The 23,477-nt window shown below is 68.8% G+C and carries 19 protein-coding genes; 2 read left to right on the forward strand and 17 right to left on the reverse strand.

Annotated features, from left to right (window positions below; genetic code table 11):
• Window positions 1-47: 47 nt before the first annotated feature.
• From nagE to KU887_RS15050, 11 genes are all read right to left on the reverse strand, one after another.
• Window positions 48-1,814: an N-acetylglucosamine-specific PTS transporter subunit IIBC gene (gene nagE / locus KU887_RS15000; RefSeq protein ID WP_194130955.1), complete on the reverse strand. Its 1,767-nt coding sequence runs from the start codon at window positions 1,812-1,814 to the stop codon at window positions 48-50.
• A gap of 86 nt (window positions 1,815-1,900) precedes the next feature.
• Complete coding sequence (ptsP, locus tag KU887_RS15005; protein ID WP_258250456.1) at window positions 1,901-4,483, reverse strand: phosphoenolpyruvate--protein phosphotransferase; 2,583 nt, start codon at window positions 4,481-4,483, stop codon at window positions 1,901-1,903.
• A 15-nt stretch (window positions 4,484-4,498) separates the two neighbouring features.
• Entirely contained in the window at window positions 4,499-5,530 is a 1,032-nt protein-coding gene (locus tag KU887_RS15010; protein ID WP_006499033.1) for an SIS domain-containing protein, read from the reverse strand.
• Window positions 5,523-6,626 (reverse strand): N-acetylglucosamine-6-phosphate deacetylase, encoded by a 1,104-nt coding sequence (gene nagA / locus KU887_RS15015; protein WP_012492393.1) that lies wholly within the window; start codon window positions 6,624-6,626, stop codon window positions 5,523-5,525. The genes KU887_RS15010 and nagA overlap by 8 nt, the downstream gene beginning before the upstream one ends.
• An 86-nt stretch (window positions 6,627-6,712) precedes the next feature.
• Window positions 6,713-7,447: a GntR family transcriptional regulator gene (locus tag KU887_RS15020; protein WP_006487014.1), complete on the reverse strand. Its 735-nt coding sequence runs from the start codon at window positions 7,445-7,447 to the stop codon at window positions 6,713-6,715.
• A 312-nt stretch (window positions 7,448-7,759) separates the two neighbouring features.
• Complete coding sequence (locus KU887_RS15025; protein ID WP_258250457.1) at window positions 7,760-10,975, reverse strand: error-prone DNA polymerase; 3,216 nt, start codon at window positions 10,973-10,975, stop codon at window positions 7,760-7,762.
• A gap of 6 nt (window positions 10,976-10,981) precedes the next feature.
• A complete protein-coding gene (locus tag KU887_RS15030; protein ID WP_258250458.1) occupies window positions 10,982-12,469 on the reverse strand; it encodes a DNA polymerase Y family protein in 1,488 nt (495 codons plus the stop codon).
• Window positions 12,402-13,109: a translesion DNA synthesis-associated protein ImuA gene (imuA, locus tag KU887_RS15035; protein ID WP_048986787.1), complete on the reverse strand. Its 708-nt coding sequence runs from the start codon at window positions 13,107-13,109 to the stop codon at window positions 12,402-12,404. Before imuA ends, KU887_RS15030 begins: the two co-directional genes overlap by 68 nt.
• Window positions 13,110-13,268: 159 nt before the next feature.
• Complete coding sequence (locus KU887_RS15040; protein WP_006486391.1) at window positions 13,269-14,063, reverse strand: ABC transporter ATP-binding protein; 795 nt, start codon at window positions 14,061-14,063, stop codon at window positions 13,269-13,271.
• Window position 14,064: 1 nt separating this feature from the next.
• Window positions 14,065-14,961 (reverse strand): ABC transporter permease, encoded by an 897-nt coding sequence (locus KU887_RS15045; protein ID WP_006486373.1) that lies wholly within the window; start codon window positions 14,959-14,961, stop codon window positions 14,065-14,067.
• 139 nt (window positions 14,962-15,100) lie between these two features.
• Complete coding sequence (locus tag KU887_RS15050; protein ID WP_059721064.1) at window positions 15,101-16,066, reverse strand: ABC transporter substrate-binding protein; 966 nt, start codon at window positions 16,064-16,066, stop codon at window positions 15,101-15,103.
• 332 nt (window positions 16,067-16,398) lie between these two features.
• On the opposite strand from KU887_RS15050, the gene KU887_RS15055 reads away from it, so the two are divergent.
• The gene (locus KU887_RS15055; protein ID WP_006486375.1) at window positions 16,399-16,716 is read left to right on the forward strand and encodes a VF_A0006 family four-cysteine protein; all 318 of its coding nucleotides are present in this window, start codon (window positions 16,399-16,401) and stop codon (window positions 16,714-16,716) included.
• Between the two features lie 86 nt (window positions 16,717-16,802).
• Here KU887_RS15055 and KU887_RS15060 read toward each other — a convergent pair whose 3' ends face one another.
• Both KU887_RS15060 and KU887_RS15065 read right to left on the reverse strand, forming a co-directional pair.
• Window positions 16,803-17,618 carry a MetQ/NlpA family ABC transporter substrate-binding protein gene (locus KU887_RS15060; RefSeq protein ID WP_006486394.1) on the reverse strand — a complete coding sequence of 272 codons (816 nt, stop codon included), beginning with the start codon at window positions 17,616-17,618 and terminating at the stop codon, window positions 16,803-16,805.
• Between the two features lie 226 nt (window positions 17,619-17,844).
• Window positions 17,845-19,482, reverse strand: coding sequence for a methyl-accepting chemotaxis protein (locus KU887_RS15065; RefSeq protein ID WP_060265690.1), 1,638 nt, complete (start codon window positions 19,480-19,482; stop codon window positions 17,845-17,847).
• A 231-nt stretch (window positions 19,483-19,713) separates the two neighbouring features.
• Here KU887_RS15065 and KU887_RS15070 point away from each other — a divergent pair, with 231 nt between their 5' ends.
• Window positions 19,714-20,004 carry a YciI family protein gene (locus tag KU887_RS15070; protein ID WP_006486398.1) on the forward strand — a complete coding sequence of 97 codons (291 nt, stop codon included), beginning with the start codon at window positions 19,714-19,716 and terminating at the stop codon, window positions 20,002-20,004.
• A 152-nt stretch (window positions 20,005-20,156) separates the two neighbouring features.
• Here KU887_RS15070 and KU887_RS15075 read toward each other — a convergent pair whose 3' ends face one another.
• From KU887_RS15075 to KU887_RS15090, 4 genes are read right to left on the reverse strand one after another with little or no spacing between them, the layout of a single operon-like run.
• Window positions 20,157-20,774: an SCO family protein gene (locus tag KU887_RS15075; protein ID WP_062911169.1), complete on the reverse strand. Its 618-nt coding sequence runs from the start codon at window positions 20,772-20,774 to the stop codon at window positions 20,157-20,159.
• An 18-nt stretch (window positions 20,775-20,792) separates the two neighbouring features.
• The gene (gene cyoE / locus KU887_RS15080) at window positions 20,793-21,695 is read right to left on the reverse strand and encodes a heme o synthase (RefSeq protein WP_006477738.1); all 903 of its coding nucleotides are present in this window, start codon (window positions 21,693-21,695) and stop codon (window positions 20,793-20,795) included.
• Between the two features lie 8 nt (window positions 21,696-21,703).
• Window positions 21,704-22,816: a heme A synthase gene (locus KU887_RS15085; RefSeq protein ID WP_006486378.1), complete on the reverse strand. Its 1,113-nt coding sequence runs from the start codon at window positions 22,814-22,816 to the stop codon at window positions 21,704-21,706.
• Between the two features lie 25 nt (window positions 22,817-22,841).
• Window positions 22,842-23,468, reverse strand: coding sequence for a cytochrome c oxidase subunit I (locus KU887_RS15090; protein ID WP_012492387.1), 627 nt, complete (start codon window positions 23,466-23,468; stop codon window positions 22,842-22,844).
• Window positions 23,469-23,477 lie beyond the last annotated feature (9 nt).

The following is a 23,477-nucleotide window of genomic DNA, read 5'->3' on the forward strand; positions in this document are numbered from 1 at the left end:
CCGCCGACCCGCATCCGCCGCGCGGATGTCAGGCCGGCTTCACCGCATCACGCCGGTTGGGCTGCCGCCCCGCCGCCCGACGGCGGCAGGCGCGCGCCGAGTTGTTCGGCATAGCGTGCGGCCGCGTTGCCGCAGACGATGTGGAACGTGTCGAGCGACACCCACGCGACGTCGAGCGTGCCGAGACGCTCGCGATCGACCGCCGACGGATCGCGCACGACCACGCGCAGGCGCGTGGTGGCCACCGCATCGAGCGACGCGACGTTGGTCGCACCGCCGAACACCGCGAGCCAGCGGGTCGGTTCCGGATCGAGCGGGCCGGCGGCCGCGCCCGTGACCGGCTGCGCGGCGGCCGTCGCCGGCGCGGCCGCACCGGTCGCGCCGCCGCCGATCGCGGCGCGCATCTCGTCGGCAATGATGTCGGCCTCGGGCCCGATGATCACCTGCACGCTGTTGCCGCCGCGCTTGAGCACGCCGCGCGCGCCGATCGACTTCAGTTCCGGCTCCGACACCTGCTCCGGATCGACCACGGTCAGGCGCAGGCGCGTCGTGCACGCGTCGACGACCGACAGGTTGGCCGCGCCGCCGAGCGCGGCGATGTAGCGTTGCGCGCGCGGTGCGGCAGCCGTTGCAGCCGCGCCCGCGGCCGGTGCGACGAACCCGCCCGATGCGTACGATTCCGTGGCCGCATCGGTCGCTGCCGGCTCGCGGCCCGGCGTGGCCATGTTGAACTTGCGGATGAAGAAGCGGAACAGCCCGTAGTACGCGGCGCCGTACGCGATGCCGAGCGGAATCGCGATCCAGCCCTTCGTCGACAGCCCGTAGTTCAGCACGTAGTCGATCGCGCCGGCGGAGAACGTGAAGCCGAGCTTCACGCCGAGAATCTGGCAGATCGCGAGCGACAAGCCCGTCAGCACCGCGTGGATCACGTACAGCACCGGCGCGAGGAACATGAAGCTGAACTCGATCGGCTCGGTCACGCCGGTCAGGAACGACGTCAGCGCCATCGAGAACAGCAGGCCGCCGACCATCGCGCGGCGCTCCTTCGGCGCCTCGTGCAGCATCGCGAGACACGCCGCCGGCAGGCCGAACATCATGATCGGGAAGAAACCGGCCATGAAGGTGCCCGCGGTCGGGTCGCCCGCGAAGAAGCGGTGCAGGTCGCCGTGCACGATCTCGCCGCCGGCGGGCGGCGTGAAGTTGCCGAACACGAACCACGCGAGCGAGTTGATGATGTGGTGCAGGCCGGTGACGAGCAGCAGACGGTTCAGGAAGCCGAACACGAACGCACCGATCGCGCCCGCCGTCGTCAGCCACTGGCCGGCCGCGTCGATCGCATGCTGGATCGGCTGCCACACGTACCCGAACGCGATGCCCAGTATCACGCAGACCAGCCCGGTGATGATCGGCACGAACCGCTTGCCGCCGAAGAACGCGAGGTAGTCCGGCAGCTTGATGTCCTTGTAGCGGTTGTACAGCAGGCCCGCGACGACCCCCGCGATGATCCCGGACAGCACGCCCATGTTCAGCTTGGGATCGATGTCCTTCATGATCGCGGTTTCGATCAGGTAACCGATCGCGCCCGCGAGCGCCGCCACGCCGTTGTTGTCCTTCGCGAAGCCGACCGCCACGCCGATCGCGAACAAGAGCGGCAGGTTGTCGAAGATCGCGCCGCCGGCGTCGGCGATCATCTTGATGTTGAACACATCCGGCTGGCCGAGTCGCAGCAGGATGCCGGCGACCGGCAATACCGCGATCGGCAGCATCAGTGCCCGGCCCAGGCCCTGTATTTTCAGAAACGGATTCCCGTTCATTCAGTCCTCCAATCCTTGTCTCGTCATTAATCGTCGTTGAGCGAATGCCTTCGTCGTGAAACCGGTCGCGAACCTGCCGTCGACGCTCAGTCGAGCGGCCAGACCTCGCGGCTTGCTGCCCTTACCGCCTGTGCCGAGTCGAGCGCGAGCAGATCCTGCGCGCGCTGACGGCACAACTGGTAATCGAGACGGCGCACACGCGCCTTGATGCCCGGCACTGACACCGGATCGACCGACAGTTCGGTCACGCCGAGGCCCACCAGGACCGGCACCGCGAGCGGATCGCCGCCGAGCGCGCCGCATACGCCGACCCACTTGCCGTGCTTCGCGGCGCCGCGCACCGCGATGTCGATCAGGCGCAGCACGGCCGGATGCAGGCCGTCGGACTGCGCGGCCAGGTCGGCCTGGCAGCGGTCCATCGCGAGCGTGTACTGGGTCAGGTCGTTGGTGCCGATCGACAGGAAATCCGCGTGCTGCGCGAGCTGGTCGGCCAGCAGCGCGGCCGACGGCACCTCGATCATCACGCCGACCTCGATCGGCTCGGTGCGGCCCTGCGCGCGCGCGAATTCGTCGATGCGCTTGCGCAGCCGCACGAGCTCGCCCGCGTCGGTCACCATCGGCAGCAGGATGCGCACCGCGCCGAACGGCTTCACCGCGAGCAGGCCCTGCAACTGATCGTCGAGCAGATCGGGGCGCACCTGCGCGAGACGGATGCCGCGCAGGCCGAGCGCCGGGTTCGGTTCGGGCGGCAGCGTCAGGTAGTCGACTTCCTTGTCCGCGCCGACGTCGAGCGTGCGGATGATCGCCGTGCGGCCCTGCAGCGCGTCGACGATCGACTGGTAGCTCTGCTGATGCTCGACCACCGTCGGCGCGGCCTGGCGATGGATGAACATCAGTTCGGTGCGCAGCAGGCCGACCGCGTCCGCGCCGTTGTCGACCGCGGTATTCGCGTCGTCGAGCGTCGCGATGTTCGCGGCGACCTCGATCGCGCGACCGTCGACCGTCGCGGCCGCCTCGCCGGCCTGTTGCCGGTTCGCCTCGCGCACGCCGTCCAGGCGCTGGCGCTCGTGCCGCGCGCGCTCGACGTCGAGCGCGGTCGGGGCATGTTCGAGCCGGCCCGCGCTCGCATCGACGACGACCTGCGTGCCGTCCGGAATCGCGTACAGTGCATCGCCGACCGCCACCAGCGCCGGGATGCCGAGCTGCCGCGCGATGATCGCCGCGTGCGACGTCGCGCCGCCGCGCGCCATCACGAGCGCGGTCACGCGTTCGCGATCGAGCGACGCCAGGTCGGACGGCGTGAATTCCTCGGCCGCGAGCACGGCCTCGTCGGGCAGCGCGCGCGCGGCGCCGTTCGTATGGCCGAGCGCGCGCAGCACGCGCTTCTCGATGTCGCGCAGGTCGGCCGCGCGTTCGGCGAGCAGCGCGTCGTCGAGCTTCGACAGCGTGTCGATCTGCGTGCGGATCGTCGCGCGCCACGCGAAGCCCGCGCCCTTGCCGAGACTGATCAGGTCGCGCGCCGCGTCGACCAGCGTCGGGTCCTCCAGCAGCACGCGATGCACCGCGAAGATGCCCGCCTCGCCCACCGCGCCGCGCGCCGAGGCGTTGCGCACCGTTTCGCCGAGTTCGGCGTCGACCGCCTTCAGCGCCTGGTCGAGGCGGCGGCTTTCCGCGGCCGGCGTGCCGGACGCCTGCTCGGGCGGCACGATGTCCGCATCGTCGAGACGCACCAGCGTGCCAACCGCGATGCCGGGCGCCGCGCATACGCCGGCGAGCGTGTTCGGGTCGAGCGTCGCGCCGGGTGCGTGTGCGATGGCTTGCGGCGCGGGCGACTTCAGCCGCGCCGGCTTTTCTTCCACTTCGCCGTGCGCCTCGCGCAGCAGCTCGCGCTCGACCGCATCGACGGCCTGCTGCGCGTGCGCGCCGCGCCCGACCAGTTCGACCGTCGCGCCTTCGCCGGCGCCGAGGCCGAGCAGGCCGACGACGCTCGCGATCGACGCCTTGCGGCCGTCGAACAGCACGTCGACGGTCGCATCGAACCCGCGCACGGCTTCACGCGCCCGTGCGGCCGGCCGCGCATGCAGCCCGCCCGGCTGCGCGAGCACGATCTCGCGGCGCACTTCGTTCTGCGCGGCAGCACCGGCCTGCGCCGCCTGCGCGGCGGCTTCGCCCTTGCCGCGCAGCGCGAGCAACGGCGTCTCGCCGGCGGTCGCGAAACCGCTTGCGCGCTCGACCACCTCGAACGCGTCGGAATTCGCGATCGCGATCACCGACACGAGCGAATGCGCGTGGCGCGCCACCGCGTCCTGGTCGAACTCGATCAACAGCGCGCCCGCCTCGACACGCGCGCCGGCTTCGACGTGCGCGATGAAGCCCTGCCCGTTCAGCTCGACGGTGTCGATGCCGATGTGCAGCAGCACTTCCGCGCCTTGCGGTGTCGTGATCGTGACCGCATGGCCCGTGCGCGCGAGATGCGACACGACGCCCGCGCACGGCGCGACGAGCCGGCCCGCGAGCGGGTCGATGCCGATGCCGTCGCCGAACATCCCGCCGGAGAACACCGGATCGGGCACGTCGGCCAGCGCGACGATCGGCCCCGTCAATGGGCTGAGCAGAACGATCTGATCGTGGGTGGGGCTCTTCAACTGGGATTCCTCGGCGCGTCTCATCGGCTTTCTCGGCTATCAGTGCGTTTCGGTGACTTTGTTCAGGTGGCGCGGCGTGTCGGGATTGCGCCCGCGCGCGACGGCGAGATCCGCCGCCATCACGTAGAACGAAAGAATGGCGGCGATCGGGTCGAGCGCCGAATGGGCGGACTGCGCGAGCGGCAGCACGGTGCCGGATACGCCGGGCGTCGATACGCCGGGCGTGCCGGCCGGCGCCGCGAGCAGCACGGCGGCGCCGCGGGCGCGCATGTCCGCAGCGAGCTGCAGCAGGCCGGCCTGTTCGGGCCCCGGCGGCGCGAACACGAGCAGCGGATAGTCGCGGTCGATCAGCTCCATCGGGCCGTGACGGACTTCGGCGCTCGAGAATGCCTCGGCCTGGATGCCGGACGTTTCCTTCAGCTTCAGCGCGGCTTCCTGCGCGATCGCGAGGCCCAGACCACGGCCGATGACGATCATCCGCTCGACGCCCGCGAGCGCCGCGACGGCTTGCGACCAGTCGAGCCGGCCGGCCTGCGCGAGCACGTCGGGCAGCCCGCGCAACGCGGTCATCAGCGCGGCGTCGCGCTGCCAGTACGCGACGATCTGCGCGGACAGCGACAGCATCGCGATATAGCTCTTGGTCGCGGCGACCGACAGTTCGGGGCCGGCCAGCAGCGGCAACTGGTGCTCGCACGCATCGGCGAGCGGCGACGGCAGCACGTTCACGGCGGCGACGGTGCGCGCGCCGGCTTCGCGCAGCGCGGCCATCGTATTGACGAGATCGGGGCTCTTGCCCGACTGGGAGAACGCGATCGCCAGCTGGTCCTGCACCTTCAGCGGCGCCTGCTGCAGCGTCGCGACCGACATCGGCAGCGACGCGACCGGCACGCCGAGGCGGCTCATCGTCAGGCTCGCGAAATAGCTGGCGGCGTGATCCGAGCTGCCGCGCGCGACCGTCAGCGCGACGGCCGGCGGGTGATCGAGCAATTGGCCGGCGAGCGCTTCGACGCGCGCGGTGTCGGCGATCTGCGCGGCGACGACCTGGGCGGACTCGCGCGCTTCCTTAAGCATATTCGACAATCGATTCTCCTTCGACGTAGGTCGCGGTGAGGTTCAGGTCGCGATCGAACACCGCGAGGTCGGCCCATGCGCCGCGCTCGAGGCGGCCGCGATCGGTCACGCCGAGGTAGTCGGCCGCGTAGCGCGACATCCGGTTCGACACGTCGGCGATCGGCAGGCCGAGCGACACGAGGTTGCGCAGCGCCTGGTCCATCGTCAGCGTGCTGCCGGCGAGCGTGCCGTCGGCGAGCCGCACGCCGCCGAGGCACTTCGTCACGTGCTGGCTGCCAAGCCGGTATTCGCCGTCGGGCATGCCGGTGGCGGACGTGCTGTCGGTCACGACGTACAGGCGCGGAATCGCGCGCAGCGCAGCACGAATCGCGCCCGGGTGGACGTGCAGCAGATCGGGGATGATTTCCGCGTATTCGGCATGCGCGAGCGCCGCGCCGACGAGGCCCGGGTTGCGGTGATGCAGCGGCGACATCGCGTTGAACAGGTGCGTGAAACCGCATGCGCCGTGCTTGAGCGCGGCGACCGCGTCGTCGTAGGTCGCGAGCGAGTGGCCGAGCTGCACGCGCACGCCGCGCGCGGCCATCTCGCCGATGATCTCGATGTGGCCCGCGATTTCCGGCGCGAGCGTGACGACGCGGATCGGCGCGATCGACAGGTACTTGAGCACCTCGTCGAGCACGGCCGACACGGCCGCGTCGGGCTGCGCGCCGAGCTTGCCGGGGTTGATGTACGGCCCTTCGAGATGCACGCCGAGCACGCGGGCGCCGCCCGGCGTGCGGGCCCGTGCGGCGGTGCCGAGATTCGCGACGACTTCCATCAGTTCGTCGCGCGGCGCGGTCATCGTCGTCGCGAGCAGGCTCGTCGTGCCGAATTGCGCATGCGTGCGGACGATCGTTTCGATCGCGTCGCCGCCTTCCATCACGTCGGCGCCGCCGCCGCCATGCACGTGCAGGTCGATGAAGCCGGGCAGGATGTACGGCGCGTCGTTCTTCGCGGGATCGACGGGCGCGCCGTCGAGCGTGGTGATGCGGCCGTTCTCGCTATCGAGCGAACCGTGAATCCAGCCGTCGGGGGTGAGGATGTTTCCAGTCAGCATGACGTTCTCTTGATGATCTGGTGACGCGGGCATCCGCGTCGTGATTTGCAAATCCGTTGCATGTGCTGCGCGGGCAGTCTCGCGCGTCAGCGTTTCAGTTCGGCGACGAAGTCGTAATAGTCGTCGCGGCAATACGTTTCGCTCATTTCGATCGCGCGCTGGTCGACGCCGTAGCCGATCCGCGTGATCACCAGCAGCGCCGAGCCCGGCTTCACCGCCATCCATTTCGCGATCGCGTGCGTCGCGTTCGCCGCGCGAAAGTGCTGCAGCGCGCGCACGACGGTCATGCCGCGCGCCTCCAGGTATTCGTACAGCGATGCACCGAGCACCTGCGGATCGGGCACCACCGCCGCGGGCAGCGTCGAATGCTCGACCGCCATCACGATGCCGTCCGCGCGGCGCAGCCGTTCGAGCCGCGCCACCGTCGCGCCGGGCGCGAGGCCGAGATGCGTGAGCTCGTCGCGGCTCGCGGTGCGCAGCGTGCGCGACAGCCACACCGAATCGGGCACGAAGCCGCGCTGGCGCATCTTCGCGGTGAAGCCGACGAGGCGCGACAGCGGATCGGCGACGCGCGGCGTGATGAAGCTGCCCGCGCCGCGCGCCCGCTTGATCAGGCCCTGCTCGACCAGCAGCGCGAGCGCGCGACGCGCGGTGATCCGCGACACGCCGACCGACACCGACAGCAGCCGCTCCGACGGCAGCGCCTCGCCGGCCTGCCACGCGCCCGCGTGGATCGCGCTCGCCAGATTGCGGGCGAGCTGCAGATAGAGCGGCGTATCGTCGAGGGGATCGGGCGCCAGTTCGGCCCAGCCGGTTTCCATGTGCCTCCGCGTGTCGGACGACGATCTCCGACCGTCGAAAGTGAACGCATTATATAACCACCATAATACCAGTCAACGAACTGGTATTAGCGCCGCGGAAATCGCCGAAAGCCTTGCGCGGCAAGCGTTTTAGTATCGGCAAAGCCTTTGTTTACAATGCAGTGCGAGATAGGGATTTACCCGAAGTGGTATGCAAGGGGACAATTCCAGTGCGTGGACCGGCCGGATTGCCGGCACGAATACGAGACCAGAATAGAACCAATTTGGCTGACTGGTATGCATCGACGACAGCGCGCCGGTGCGACACGCGGATCAGTGGAATTCCCGGCTCGACGTGCGCAGGCCGCCGAGCAGCGGCGTCAGATCCTCGAAATGCTGCGCGACGAGGTGCCGCACGTCGCTCACGACCTGCCACACGCCGGACGCCGCGAGCAGCCGCGAATCGAGTGTTTCGCGGCGCTGCCGCGCGAGCAGCTCGGGCCGGACGATCACGTTCACGCAGCCCGTTTCGTCCTCGAGCGTCATGAACATCACGCCCTTCGCGGTGCCCGGCATCTGCCGGGCGATCACGAGCCCGCATGCGCGTGCGAGCCGGCCGTCGGGACGGTCGCGCAACTCGGCCGACGACGACAGCCGCTGCGCGCGCAAGGCCGGACGCAGCAACGCGACCGGATGGCGGTTCAGCGTGAGGCCGGTGGTGTGATAGTCGGCGAGGATGTCGTCGGCTTCCGACGGCGCGCCGAGCGCAGGTTGCTCCACCTCGTCGATCGGCGCGGCGGCGAGCAGGTCGCGCTCCGGCGCCGCGGCGACGGCCTGCCACAACGCATCGCGACGATGGCCGGCGAGCGTCGCGAGCGCATTCGCGGCGGCGAGCGCTTCGAGATCGCGACGTTCGAGTTGCGCGCGGCGCGCGAGGGTGTCGACGTTGTCGAACGGGCCGGCGGCGCGTGCGGCTTCGATGCGCCGCGCGGCGGCTTCGCTCAGGCCGCGCACGAGCGACAGGCCGAGCCGCACGGCCGGCTGACCGTGCGGCGGCGGCTGGTCGGGCAGTGCTTCGAGCGACGCTTCCCAACCGCTTTGCGTGACGTCGATCGGCAGCACCTTCACGCGATGACGCTTCGCGTCCTGCACGAGCTGCGACGGCGGGTAGAACCCCATCGGCTGGCTGTTCAGCAGCGCGGCGAGGAAGATCGCGGGTTCGTGGCATTTGAGCCAGCTGCTCGCGTACGCGAGTTTCGCGAAGCTGGCGGCGTGGCTCTCGGGGAAACCGTATTCGCCGAAGCCCTTGATCTGCTCGAAGATCTGTTCGGCGAATTCGCGCGTGTAGTTCCGTTTGAGCATCCCGTCGACGATCTTGTCGTAATACTTCTCGAGATTGCCCTTGCGTTTCCACGCGGCCATCGCCCGCCGCAACTCGTCGGCCTCGCCAGGCGTGAAGCCCGCCGCGACGATCGCGATCTGCATCACCTGTTCCTGGAAGATCGGCACGCCGAGCGTGCGTTCGAGCACGGTCTTGAGCGCGTCGCTCGGATACGTGACCTCCCCCTTCTCTTCGCCGGCCACGATCCTGCGCCGCTTCAAATACGGATGCACCGCGCCGCCTTGAATCGGACCGGGCCGCACGATCGACACCTGGACGACGAGGTCGTAGTAGTTGCGCGGCCTCAACCGCGGCAGCATCGACATCTGCGCGCGCGATTCGATCTGGAACACGCCGACGGTATCGGCACGGCAGATCATGTCGTAGGTGGCCTTGTCATCCTGCGGAATGTGTTTCAGCGTGAATGGCTTGCCGTCCTTCGCTGGTCCGCGCCACGCGGTGCGCAGGTCGAACGCGCGATGCAGCGCCGACAGCATGCCGAGCGCGAGCACGTCGACCTTCATCAGCCCGAGCGCTTCGAGATCGTCCTTGTCCCACTGAATCACGCGCCGCCCGTCCATCGCCGCGTTCTCGACCGGCACGAGCCGCGTGAGCTTGCCGCGGCTGATCACGAAGCCGCCCGAATGCTGCGACAGGTGGCGCGGGAAATTGAGCAGGCGCCCCGCCAGTTCGGCCCATGTCTGAATGATCGGTGTCGCCGGATCGAGCCCGGTCGACGCGAATTGTTGTAGCAGGTCGCGGCTGCCGTCGAACCAGCGATGGCCCTTCGCGACGCGGTCGACCAGCATCGGATCGACACCGAGCGCCTTGCCGGTTTCGCGCAGCACGCCGCGCGGACGATACGTCGAGACGGCGGCCGCGAGTGCGGCGCGGTCCTTGCCGTATTTTTCATAGATGTGCTGGATCACCTCTTCCCGGCGCTGATGCTCGAAGTCGACGTCGATGTCGGGCGGCTCGCCTCGCTTCTCGCTGATGAAGCGCTCGAACAGCATCGTGCTCTGATCGGGATCGACCTCGGTGATGCCGAGGCAATAGCAGACGACCGAATTCGCGGCCGAGCCGCGGCCCTGGCACAGGATATTCTGGCTGCGCGCGTATTTGACGATGTCGTAGACGGTCAGGAAGAACGGCTCGTATTTCAGTTTCGCGATCAGGGCAAGTTCATACCGGATCTGCTTTGCCACCTTCTCCGGCACACCATTCCAATAGCGTCGAGCGACACCTGCCCACGTCTCCTGCTTCAAGTAACTGGTCGGCGTGTGTCCGCGCGGCACGAGTTCGAGTGGATATTCATACTTCAAATCGTCGAGATCGAAATCGCACGCATCGAGCATCGCGCACGTCTCGCCAATCTCTTCCGCCGAAAACAACTTCGCGATCCGCCCGCGCGAACGCAGATGCTGCTCCGCATTCGGCGCGAGCGCATAGCCGCACTCGGCCACCGGCATCCCGACACGAATCGCCGTCATCACGTCCTGCAGCGGCTTGCACGAGCGCACGTGCATCGTCACGTCGCCGAGCGCGACGAGTCGCACGCCGCGCCGTTTGCCGGCCGCACGAATCTCGTCGCGCTGCACGCCGTCGAGCGCGCGCTGCAACTGCACGAGCCCGAGCCGCGCACGCTCGCCGAACGTCGCGCGAAACCACGCGACCTGCGCATCGAGCACGTCCGCCCGCACCGGATACGTCGGCACGAGAATCGCGAAGCAGTCGGGCATCCCGCGCAGGTGTGCAAACTTCGCCGGCGGCGCCGACAGTATCCGCGACGTCAGCTTGTACGTCCCCTTCGGAGCCTCCATCCGCCGCCACGAAATCAGCTCGGACAGATTGCCGTACCCTTCGCGGTTCTGCGCGAGCAACACGAGCCCGAACGCACCGGGGCCCGGGTCGTGGCCGGGGGCGACTTCATCCGGCGTGACGTCGAAATACGAACCGATGACGAGCGGCAGCCCTTTCTCTTTAGCGGCGACATGCATGCGCGGCGCGCCGGCGAGCGAGCATTCGTCGGTGATCGCGATCCCGCGATAGCCGAGTTTCACCGCACGCTCGACCAGTTCCTCCGCATGCGATGCGCCATGCAGGAACGAAAAATTCGAGCGGCAGAACAATTCCGCGTAATCGGGCAGCAAGCTGAATTCCGCAACCATCTTCGTTCACCCGAACAGGCCGTGCAGGAACCAGTGCGGCGCAGCCTGACTGCTCGTCCGCTCCCTGAACACCCAATAGCACGCGCCCTCTTCGTCCTGCGCGACGTGGTAATCGCGTGCAGCGAGCTGCCCGTCGAACCACCCGGCTTCGATCCGCTCGGCCGACGACATCATCCGGAGCGGCGTATGAAATACCGGCCGCTCGCCGCGCATCAGCAACGGCAGCGGCTCGGCCAGCAGCCACGCGGGACGCGGCGGCGCGGCGGATGAAACAGCAGCGGGCTTGCCTGCCTGCGCATCGAGCGGTAGCCAACGATTCGCAGCTTCGGGCCGGTAATCGGCGACAGGCGCCGCGCGCAGCACGTTGTCCGCGCCCAGCCGCGCGACCAGCAGTTCGAACAACCGCTCGCGCGTCTCGCGCGTACCGCCCGGCTCGGGAAAAAGATCGTCGGCCGGCGGCGCGACCGATTCGACGCGCGTGGCCTTCAGACGCACCGCGATCACCGCGGCCGGCAGCTCGACGCGCGCGAGCCGCTCGCCGAGCAGCCGCATGAAATGCCCCTCGTCGCGCACGGGGGCGGCGAACGCGAGCGCGAGCGGGGTCGGCGGCACGGCCTGGCGGCCGCGTTCGTGCTCGAGATCGAACGTCATCGCGGCGAGCGACAGGTGCCGCGCGGCCAGCCAGCCGCACAGCTGCACGACGAGCCGCCGCGCGGCGAACAGCACGGCTTCCGCGTATTCGACGCGCTCCGGCAACTCGAGCCGCACGTCGAACACGGGCGGCACCGCCATCCACGCCAGCGGCTCGACCGCTTCGCCGTACGCACGATCGAGCGCGGCCAGCAACGCGGGACCGCAGCGTCGCTGCAGCCCTGCGCGCGGCAGACGGCGCAGATCGGCGAGCGTGCGGCAGCCGAGACCGTCGAACCAGCCCGCATACGGACGCGCATCGGGCAGCAGCACACACGGCAGCCGGTCGAGCGTGCGGACGAGCGAGGCCTGGCGTGCGACGCGGCGCAGGCTACGTGCGCGGGCCGACGTGCGCGCGAGCAGCCATGCGCCGCGCCCGGTCGGCGCGGCGGACAGGCGCGCCGCGTAGCCGAGCGCCGCGAGCGTCGCACGCACCTGGCGGCACAGCGACGGCAGCCCGCCGAACAGCCGCAGGCTCGGGCCGACGTCGACGATCAGCGTGGCTTCGTCGTCGAGCGCGACGCACGGCGAGAAACGCAGCAGCGCGAGCGCGACCGCGCGCAGCGCATCGGCTTCGCGCGCGGGATCGCGTTCGACGAGTTGCGTATCGGGCGCGAGCGTGAGCACGCCGCCGCGCTTCATGCCCGCGCGCACGCCCTGCCGGCGCGCGGCCGCGTCGGCGATCAGCACGACGCCCTGCTCGAGCACCGCGCAGCCGGCCTCGCCGGCCGCCGCGTCAGACGGCGGCGGGGCGCACACGTCGAGCGGCAGGCGCGGCAGATGGATGCCGAGCAAGACGCGCATAGCGGCTCTCCACGATGGGCGACGGCAAATCGAGCACGAGCGGCTCGCTGCGCGCGGGCCCGCGACGCTTGACGATGTCGAGCGACACGCCGCCCGGCACCGGATACAGCGCGACGCGCAGCACGGCCGGCGACGGCTGCCGCGCGGCCGACAGCGGACGCAGCATCACGAACAGCGTGTCGCCCGTGCGCGCGGCCGCGAGATGCAGGCGCCGCAGCGCATCGGGCCGCGCGTCCTGCCAGAGCAGCAGCGCGCCGCAACAGCCGGTCTTGAGCGCCTGCTCGGCGGCCCACAACGCATCGGTACGGCTACCGGCGCGCAGCCACAGCAGCGTGTCGGCCGGCACGCCGAGACTGGCGAGCGCGGTGGCATGCGGCGACTGCGGCGGCGCGACGAGCGCGAGCGGCCGCCGGACGCTGACGGTGCGGGCAAGCGCCGGCGCGAGCAGTCGCATCTCGCCGCAGCCCGGCTGCGCGGCCAGCAGTTCGACGAGGCCGCCGACCGGCCAGCCGCCGCCCGGCAGCTCGGCCGACAGCGGCGCGAAGCCCGTGTCGATCGTGCGCGGGCCGCCGCGCGCGAGCTGCGAGCCGCGCCAAAGGGACGGATGAAGGGATTCGGGAGTAATGGAGGATGCGAGCATGACGCCACCCACAACTGTATGGATATACAGTATATGGCAATGCGCGCGCGTCGCACAGCACCGGTGCAAAACCGGTTTTCGTCGGAAGAAACCGGGGAGAAGCCGGCGCGCCCGTCATGTCACGGCGCGCCGGCCCGTCAGCCGTCGGTCAGCAGCCCGTCAACCGAGCAGCAACGCGTCGTCGTCGAGCTGCTCGTGCCGCACCTTCTCGAACATCTGCAGCAGATCCGGCACGTCCAGCCCCTTGCGCGCGTCGCCCGACACGTCGAGCACGACCTGCCCCTGGTGCAGCATCACCGTGCGGTCGCCGTAGTCGAGCGCCTGCCGCATGCTGTGCGTGACCATCATCGTCGTCAGCTTGCTCTCGGCGACGATGCGCGCGGTCAGCTCCAGCACGAACGCGGCCGTCTTCGGATCGAGCGCGGCCGTGTGCTCGTCGAGCAGCAGGATCCGCGACGGCCGCAGCGACGCCATCAGCAGGCTCACGGCCTGCCGCTGGCCGCCCGACAGCAGCCCGATCCGGTCGGTCAGCCGGTTTTCCAGCCCGAGGTTCAGCAGCCGCAGCTTGTCGCGGAACAGCTCGCGCGACGGCCGGTCGAGCGCCGCCCGGAAGCCGCGCCGCGCGCCGCGCGCCATCGCGAGCGCCATGTTCTCCTCGATCGTCAACGCCTCGCAGGTGCCGGCCATCGGATCCTGAAACACGCGCGCGACGAGGTGCGCGCGGTCCCACGCAGCCTTGCGCGTCACATCCGTGCCGTCGATCGCGATGCGTCCCGCATCGACGCGCTGGTCGCCGCTGACCGCATTGAGGAAGGTCGACTTGCCGGCGCCGTTCGAGCCGATCACCGCGACGAACTGGCCGTCGGGAATCTCGAGCGACAGCCCGCGCAGCGCGCGCGTCTCGATCGGCGTGCCGGGATTGAACGTGAGTTTGAGATCGTGTGCGGACAGCATGTCATGCCCCTCCGTTCTTGCGCGCGAACAGCTTCTTGCGCGTCGCCGGCAGCACCAGCGCGATCGTGACGAGCGCGGCCGTCACGAGGTTCAGATCCTGCGCCTTCAGGCCGATGAATTCGCTGTTCAGCGCGAGCGCGATGAAGAAGCGGTAGACGATCGCGCCGAGCACGACGGCAAGCGTCGTCAGCACCAGCCGGCGCGCCGGCAGCAGCGTCTCGCCGATGATCACGGCGGCCAGCCCGATCACGATCGTGCCGATCCCCATCGAGATGTCCGAGCCGCCCTGCGTCTGCGCGAACAGGGCGCCCGCGAGCGCGACGAGCGCGTTCGACAGCGCCATCCCGGCGAGCGTCGCCCGGCCGGTCGCGATGCCCTGCGCGCGCGCCATCCGCGGGTTCGCGCCGGTCGCGCGCATCGCGAGGCCGAGCTGCGACGAGAAGAACCAGTCGAGGCCGAGCTTCGCGATCACGACGACGATCGCGAGCAGCGCCGGGCGCAGCACGTAATCGGGCATCCAGTCGGGCTGCAGCACGGTGAAGAGCGTCGGCTCGGTGATCAGCGGCACGTTCGGCCGGCCCATGATCCGCAGGTTCACCGAGTAGAGCGCGATCATCATCAGGATACTGGCGAGCAGATCCATGATCTTCAGGCGCACGTTCAGCCAGCCGGTGACGAAGCCGGCTAGCGCGCCCGCAACGATCGCGAGCAGCGTCGCGGAAAACGGGTCATGGCCGGCCGAGATCAGCGTCGCGGCGACGGCGCCGCCGAGCGGAAAGCTGCCGTCGACGGTGAGGTCGGGGAAGTTGAGGATGCGAAACGAGATCAGCACCCCGAGGGCGACGAGACTGAAGATCAGGCCGATCTCCAGTGCGCCCAGAAACGAGAACAGAGACATGATGGGGAAATCCTGTTGCTTCCCGGCCGGACGTGTACGGCCGGGCGAAGCGAACGGGCGGCCCCGGGTGGGAGCCGCCCGTCCGGCGATGTCGTCGAGGCCCGGATCGGGCCTGCAAGCGCGGCGGTCGGGCCGCGGCTTACTTGATGACCGTCTTCGCTTCCTTCACGAGATCCGGCGACAGCGTGACGCCCTGCTTCGCGGCCGCGCCCGTATTGACGAACAGTTCGAGGTTGCTGCTCGTCTCCGACGCGATCGCGCCCGGCTTCTCGCCCTTCAGGATGCGCGCGACGACCCTGCCCGTCTGGCGGCCGAGGTCGCCGTAGTTGATGCCGAGCGCCGCGATGCCGCCGCGCTTCACGCTGTCGGTGTCGCCGGCGACGAGCGGAATCTTCGCTTCGTTCGCGACCTTCACCAGCGCTTCGTACGCGGACACGACGTTGTTGTCGGTATTCGTGTAGATCACGTCGACCTTGCCGATCAGGCTCTTCGCGGCCGGGCCGATGTCGACGGTGCGCGGCGCGGCCGCTTCCTTCAGCGTCATCCCCTGCTTCGCGAGGATCTCCTTGAGCTCCTTCACGACGACGACCGAATTCGCCTCGCCCGGGTTGTAGACCATGCCGACCGTCTTCGCATTCGGCACGACGCGCTTGATCAGCGCGACCTGGCGATCGAGCGGCAGCTTGTCGGACACGCCCGTCACGTTGGTGCCCGACGGGCCCCAGCCCTTCACGAGCTGCGCGGCGACCGGGTCGGTGACGCCCGAGTAGACGACCGGCACGCTCTTCGTCGCGGCGACGACCGACTGCGCGGCCGGCGTTGCGATCGCGACGATCACGTCGGGCTTGTCGCCGACGAACTTGCGCGCGATCTGCGCGGCCGTGCCGGTGTTGCCCTGCGCGCTCTGGTATTCCCACTTGAGCTTGTCGTCGCCGTAACCTTCCGCCTTCAGTTCGGCGCGCACGCCGTCGCGGATCGCATCGAGCGCCGGATGGTCGACGATCGACAGCACCTTGACGGTCTGTGCATGCGCGGCGCCTGCCAGCGCGAGTGCGGCGACGCCGGCCGTGATCGAACGGATCGCGAAAGTCTTGAATCGCTTCATGGGTGAGTCTCCCCCGTATTGTGTCGGTTCTGGATGATGGATTCCCGCCGCCGTCGGGCGGGCGCCGCCCGTGCGTACGAGACGCGGGCGATCGGCCCGCGCACGCTCCGGGAAAGCGTGCAGCGGCGAACGCACGAGGATACCATTTCCGCAGACCACCGCCTGACTCCGTGCTTTCGCGCGGCGCGCCGGGCACCACCTCGCCGAGGCCCCGAGAAAGCGCGCCAAGCCTTGCCGGTGGCGGCGCCGATCCGCGTCGGCCAATGCGTCGGCCGCGCATGCGGCTTTACGCTATGCTGTCGGCCGACCCAATCCACTCCACCGGAGGGCAGATGAAACGGGGTATCCGAGCCGCCGCATTCGCAGCATTCACCGCCGTCGCGCTGACGCCGCCGGGCGCGGCGTTCGCGCTGACCGACGGCAACGCGCAATACGACGACTGCATGCTCAACGCGCTGCGCGAAAGCCGCAACGGCGCGGCGGCCCAGTTGATCCAGCGCTCGTGCGACGCGCTGTACCGCAACAACGCGATGCTGCTGCCGCGCGAACGGCGCTTTCACGAGTGCGTCGTGCAGTCGCTGCCCGGCGTGCGCGACAACTACGCGATCCAGCAGATCATGTCGATCTGCTCGCGGCGCGGGGAGATGTAGGCATAGGCGCGCGTGCCGCGCCAATGAAAAAAGGGCCTGCGCGATGCAGGCCCTTTTCGTTCAGCGGTCCGACCGGTGAGCGGCGTTCAGAACGACGCGACCATCGAGCCCTTGAACTGCTTCTTGATGAATTCCTTCACTTCCGGCGACTGGTACGCCTTGACCAGCTTCTTCACCCACGGCTGATCCTTGTCCTTCGCGCGCACGGCGATCAGGTTCGCGTACGGGCTCGTCAGCGATTCGAGCGCGATCGCGTCCTTGGTCGGCTGCAGGTTCGCGGCCAGCGCGTAGTTCGTGTTGATCACGGCCGCGTCGACGTCCGACAGCACGCGCGGCAGTTGCGCGGCGTCGAGTTCGGAGATCTTCAGCTTCTTCGGGTTCTCCGCGATGTCGAGCACCGTCGCGTTGTTGCCGCCCGTGCCGGCGCCGGCCTTCAGCTTGATCACGCCTTGCGTCTGCAGCAGCAGCAGCGCGCGGTTCTCGTTCGACGGATCGTTCGGCACCGCGAGCTTCGCGCCCTGCGGCAGATCCTTCAGCGACTTGAACTTCTTCGAGTACACGCCGATCGGCGAGATGTAGGTCAGGCCCGCGCTGACGATCTTGTAGCCGCGCTGCTTCACCTGGCTGTCGAGGTAGGGCTGGTGCTGGAAGCTGTTCGCGTCGAGATCGCCCGAATCGAGCGCCGCGTTCGGCTGCACGTAGTCGTTGAACTCGATGACCTTCACGTTCAGGCCTTCCTTCTCTTTCGCGACCTTCTGCACGACTTGCCACACTTCCGAATCCGGGCCGGCGACCGTGCCGACCTTGATCACCTTGTCTTCGGCGTGCGCGCCTGCCGACAGCGTCAGCGCGGCGCCGGTGGCCAGCACGGAAAATACCTTCAGGAGACTGCGACGCTTCATCTGTTTCTCGCTTTCTTGCTTACTGGAAATGGGGCGCGATACGGGTATGCCCGGACTCGCAGGAAGGGCCAAATGGTGTCACAGGATCGGCGGGAAGTGAAATACATCCCGCTCATATGGGTATGCACCAGCGCAGTGCCGGCGGCCACCGCACAACTCGGCCGTTAGTTGCATTTTTCCTCGACGCATCGGCCCATTGGTCCATCGGCCGATCGGCCGATACACGTCACGCCGCCACCGTCCCGTCGGCCGCCTTCGTGCCGAAAGCCGGCTCGGCCGCCCGCGCACCGGTCCCGCGCGGCGACGGGCCGCCGGTATTGGCGACCCGGAACGCGCCGACCGCGTCGCGCAGCCGCGCGGCCTGTTCCTGCAGCGACGCAGCGGCCGCGGCCGCTTCCTCGACCAGCGCCGCATTCTGCTGCGTCACCTGGTCCATCTGCGTGACCGCGCGGCCGACCTGCGTGATGCCGCTCGCCTGCTCCTCGGACGCCGCCGCGATCTCGCCCATGATGTCGGTCACGCGTGCGACCGCCTGCAGGATCTCGCCCATCGTCGTGCCGGCCTGACCGACCAGCGTCGAGCCGTTGCGCACGCGCTCGACCGAATCGACGATCAGCGCGCGGATCTCCTTCGCGGCCGTCGCGCTGCGCTGCGCGAGCGAGCGCACCTCGCCCGCGACCACCGCGAAGCCGCGGCCCTGCTCGCCCGCGCGCGCGGCTTCGACCGCCGCGTTCAGCGCGAGGATGTTGGTCTGGAACGCGATGCCCTCGATCACGCCGATGATGTCGGCGATCTTGCGCGAGCTGTCGTCGATCTCGCCCATCGTGCCGATCACGCGGTTCACGACGTCGCTGCCCGCACGCGCGATGTCCGACGCATTGTTCGCGAGCCCGCTCGCCTGCCGCGCGTTGTCCGCGTTCTGCTTCACCGTCGCGGTCAACTGCTCCATGCTCGCGGCGGTTTCCTCGAGCGACGCGGCCTGCTCCTCGGTGCGCTGCGACAGGTCGTCGTTGCCGGCCGAAATCTGGCGGCTCGCCGACGCGATCGATTCGGCCGACTGGCGAATCCCGCCGATCGTCGCCTGCAACCGTGCCTGCATGTCGTGCATCGCGGCCATCATGCTGGTGCGATCGCCCGCGCGCACCGGCACCGGCTGCGTCAGGTCGCCCTGCGCGATGCGCGTCGCGAGCGCGGCCGCTTCGTCCGGCTCGCCGCCGAGGCTGCCGCGCACGTTGCGGATGATCACCAGCATCGCCGCGCTGATCACGAAGCCGATCACGAACACCATGGCCAGATGGCCGAACAGCGTCCGGTAGTACACGGTGTCGATGTCCTTCAGGAACACGCCGCTCGAGATGTTCCAGTCCCACGGCGCGAACCGCGTGACGTAGCTGATCTTCGGCACGGCCGTCTCGCTGTGCGGCAGCCGCCCGCGATATTCGGCGAAGCCGCTGCCGGTCGCCTTCGCCGCGTTCAGGATCGTCACGAACAGCGGCTTGCCGTCCGGATCGAGATAGTCGCCGACCTGCGTGTTGACGAGTTTCGGCAGCGTCGGATGCATCAGCACGACCGGCTTCGAATCCATCACGAACACGTAGCCCGAATCGCCGTAGCGCATCGCGGCGAGGCTCGCGAGCGCGTCGCGCTTCGCGTCGGCCTCGGGCAGCGTGCCGCTCTGCGCGAGCGCGTGATAGGCCTTCACGATGCCCGCCGCCGAGTCGACGAGATTCGCGATGCCGGCCTTGCGTTCGGCGAGCATCGTCGCGCGCGTTTCGTAGGCGCTCCATGCGCCGACGCCCAGAAGACCGATCCATACCAGCGCAAGCGCGAGCCACAGCTTGCGGTTCAAACTCATTCTGCTCATCTGCGTGCCTCTGTCGATGTCGATGCATCCGACGCGCGAACGGCCGGCCGCGCGCAAACGGTTGCTCTTTTATTTACGGCAACGAGGCTTACATCTTGAATACGCGTCGCCGCGGCGAACCGGCGATCGACAGGCCCCCACGCGGCGCGCCGGCGCGACAGCCCGCATCCGCTGTGCTAAAAAGACCGGCTGGCCGGCGCGCGAAGCGCCGGCATCATTCCAGGGGCATCCATGTACGTCATCGACATCCACTACACCGCGTCGCTCGAGCGCATCGACGACGCGCTCGAACGCCATCGCGCGTACCTGCAGCCGCAGTTCGACAAGGGCATCTTCATCGCGGCGGGGCCGAAGGTGCCGCGCGCAGGCGGCATGATCCTCGCGGCCCGCATCGATCGCGACGCACTCGACGCGATCCTCGAGACCGACCCGTTCGTCACCGAGGGGCTCGCCACGTATCGCGTGACGGAATTCCGGATCACCCGCGCCGCGTCGGGCTTCAACGTGCCGGCGCTGCCGTAACGCGGCTTCGGCGCAATACGTGCGCAATACGCGCGCATGCCGACGCGCCGCCCGGCGGGCAGCGCATGCGCGCAAAGATGAGAGCGGGGAAACGTGACGGCGCGAACACGGCCGTCACGCGAAACGCCGGGCGGGCGCCCGGCGGCGGCCGGTCAGTCGACCAGCAGCTTCAGGTCGTGGACCCACGGGGCCGGGCCCTGGCCGTCGCGCACGAACAGGCGCAGCTTGCCGTCGCGGTCGAACACGTAGCTCGCGGCCGTGTGATCCATCGTGTAGCTGCCGGGCGTCTTGCCGGGCACCTTCGCGTAGTACACGCGGAAATCCTTCGTGACCTTCTTGAGCTGCGCTTCGTCGGCCGGCCGCAGGCCGATGAACGACGGATCGAACGCGGGCACGTACTGGCCGAGCAGCGCCGGCGTGTCGCGCTCCGGATCGACGGTGACGAACAGCACCTGCACGCGATTCGCGGCATCCGGCCCGAGCTGCTTCAGCGCTTCGGACAATTCCGCCATCGTGGTCGGGCACACGTCCGGGCAATGCGTATAGCCGAAGAACATCACGACGGCCTTGCCCTTGAAGTCGGCGAGCGTGCGGACCTTGCCGCTCGTATCGGGCAGCGCGAAGTCGCTGCCGAACTGCGTGTTGCCGGTGATGTCGAGATTCTGGAATTTCGGCGCGTTGTCGCATCCGGCGAGCAGCAGCGCTGCCGTGAATGCGCACGCGAGCATCCAGCCTTGGCGCGCGCGGCGCCCGAACCGTGATGGGAGCATTGCGTTCAAACCGTGCGGTTACACGCCGAGCAGCGGGCGTGCGTAGTGATCGACGAGCAGCGCGGCAAACAGCAGCGACAGATAGACGATCGAGTAGCGGAAGGCCTTGCGGGCGAGTTCGTCCGAATAGTCGCGATGGATCTTCCACGCATACGCGAGGAACACCGCGCCGAGCAGTACCGCGCTCGTCAGGTAGACGGCCCCGCTCATCCCGGAAATGAAGGGCATCAGCGTGACCGCGAACAGGATCACCGTGTACAGCAGGATGTGCAGCCGCGTGAACTTCTCGCCGTGCGTGACGGGCAGCATCGGCAGCCCCGCGTTCTCGTAATCCTTGCGGCGATAGAGCGCGAGCACCCAGAAATGCGGCGGCGTCCACACGAAGATGATCAGCACGAGGATCCACGCGTCGCCCGGCACCGCGCCGGTGACGGCGGCCCAGCCGAGCGCCGGCGGCATCGCGCCCGACGCGCCGCCGATCACGATGTTCTGCGGCGTCATCGGCTTGAGCAGCAGCGTGTAGATCACCGCGTAGCCGACGAACGTCGCGATCGTCAGCCACATCGTCAACGGATTCGTGAACGTATAGAGCGTCCATGCGCCGACGCTGCCGAGCACGGCCGAGAACAGCAGGATCTGCGGCGTCGTGATCTCGCCGCGCGCGGACGGGCGCCATGCGGTGCGGCGCATCATCGCGTCGATCTTCTGTTCGACGAGGCAGTTGATCGCGAACGCGGCGCCGGCCAGCAGCCAGATGCCGACGGTGCCGCCGATCAGCACATGCCACGGCACCATGCCCGGCGTCGCGAGGAACATGCCGATCACCGCGCAGAACACCGCGAGCTGCGTGACACGCGGCTTCGTCAGCGCCATGTACTGGGAAAAGCGGCTACCGGGCGATTGGGAGAGGGTGCTTTGCATGGGGGCGGTCACGCCGGGGCGGCGTCGCGCGCAGGCTGCGCGACACGGCCGGGGCGGCTTGAAAGGATGCGAAAGTTTAACATGACGACGAGCAGCAGCAGGATTGCGGCCCCGCCGTTGTGCGCGACGGCGACGGGCAGCGGCCACTGCAGCACGATGTTGGTCAGGCCCGTCACGAACTGCAGCAGGACGACCAGCAGCACGCCGTTCGCGGGCCGCCGCAGCGATTCGAAGCGGCGCATCTTCAGCGCGAACGCGACCAGGTACGCGACCACGACGAACGCGAACGTGCGGTGCGTCCAGTGGATCGCGACCAGCGCGTCCTGCGTGATCGCGTCGCCGTCCTTCGTCATCCCGAGCGCGCGCCACAGGTGGAAGCCATGCTGGAAGTCCATCGGCGGAATCCACTGGCCGTTGCAGGTCGGGAAGTCGGTGCACGCAAGCACCGCGTAGTTCGTGCTCACCCAGCCGCCGAGCGCGATCTGCACGACCAGCAGCACGAGCGCCGCGAGCGCGGCCGCACGGTAACGCCCGGCCTCGGGGTCATACGACGGCAGCGGCGTCTGGCGCGCCGCGAGCCAACCCAGCGTGCCGAGCAGCGTGAGGCCGAGCAGCAAGTGGATCGTGACGATCACCGGTTGCAGCTTCATCGTGACCGTCCATGCGCCGAACGCGCCCTGCACGAGAATCAGCAGCAGCAGGCTCGTCGGCCACCACGGCGACACGTGCAGCGGGCGGCGACGCAGCCGCGCGGCCCATGCGATCACGGTCTGCGCGATGATCAGCACGCCGATCGCCATCGCGAAATAGCGGTGGATCATCTCGATCCACGCCTTCGTCATGCTGACCGGCCCGGTCGGCATCGCCTGGTGCGCGGCCGTGATCGCCGCGTGCGCGATGAACGGCGACGACGTGCCGTAGCAGCCTGGCCAGTCGGGACAGCCGAGCCCCGAATCGGTCAGCCGCGTGAAGCCGCCGAACATCACGAGGTCGAGGGTCAGGAAGGTGGTGATCCACACGAGCTTGCGAAACTTGTCGTCGTCGGCCTTCACCCACACGTACGACAGCGGCAGCAGCGCGATGCACAAGCCGATCAGGCCGAGTTGCAGTAGATACGACATCGGAATGGTGCCTCGTTCTCTCGCCTTAACCGATGCTCGACCACTTCAGCAGCTTCGTCACGTCCGACTTGATCTTGCTGGGATTCGGGTCTTTCGGGAAACGCATCATCAAGTTGCCGTTCGGGTCGACCATGTAGATGTGGTCGCTGTCCTTCGTGCCGGCGTCGGCCGGCAGCCACGCGGCCACCGCGGCCGGATCGGCAACGAGCCGGCGCGTGTCCGGATACGCGTCCAGCACCTTCTGCGGCACCGCGCCCGCATCGCTGCGCAGCCACACCATCGTGATCCGGTGCCGTTCGCCCGCCTGCGTGACGCGGATCTGGCGCATGAAATAGAGCTTCTGCGCGCACGCGTCGTCGCACGCGCTGCGGTCGGTCATCACGAACAGCCAGACGCCGCGCAGCGACGACAGCGGCACCGTCTTGCCGGCTTCGTCGGTGACCTGCAGATCCGCCGGGATCGGGCGCTGCGGCTCGATCAGCGTGCCGTAGTTGGTCGACCCGCCCTTCGGCTTGATCACGTAATAGGTGAAGTACGACGCGATCATCGGCGCGGCGCACACGAGACCCAGCAGCACGAGCATCCAGCGGCCGCGCTTACGGGCCGCGGGCGACATCGGCGCAGCGGCCGGACCCTGACGGGGAGATTGCATGGACAAATC

The sequence above is a fragment of the Burkholderia sp. EMB26 genome, assembly GCF_024730645.1.
GTDB classification, from domain to species: domain Bacteria; phylum Pseudomonadota; class Gammaproteobacteria; order Burkholderiales; family Burkholderiaceae; genus Burkholderia; species Burkholderia cenocepacia.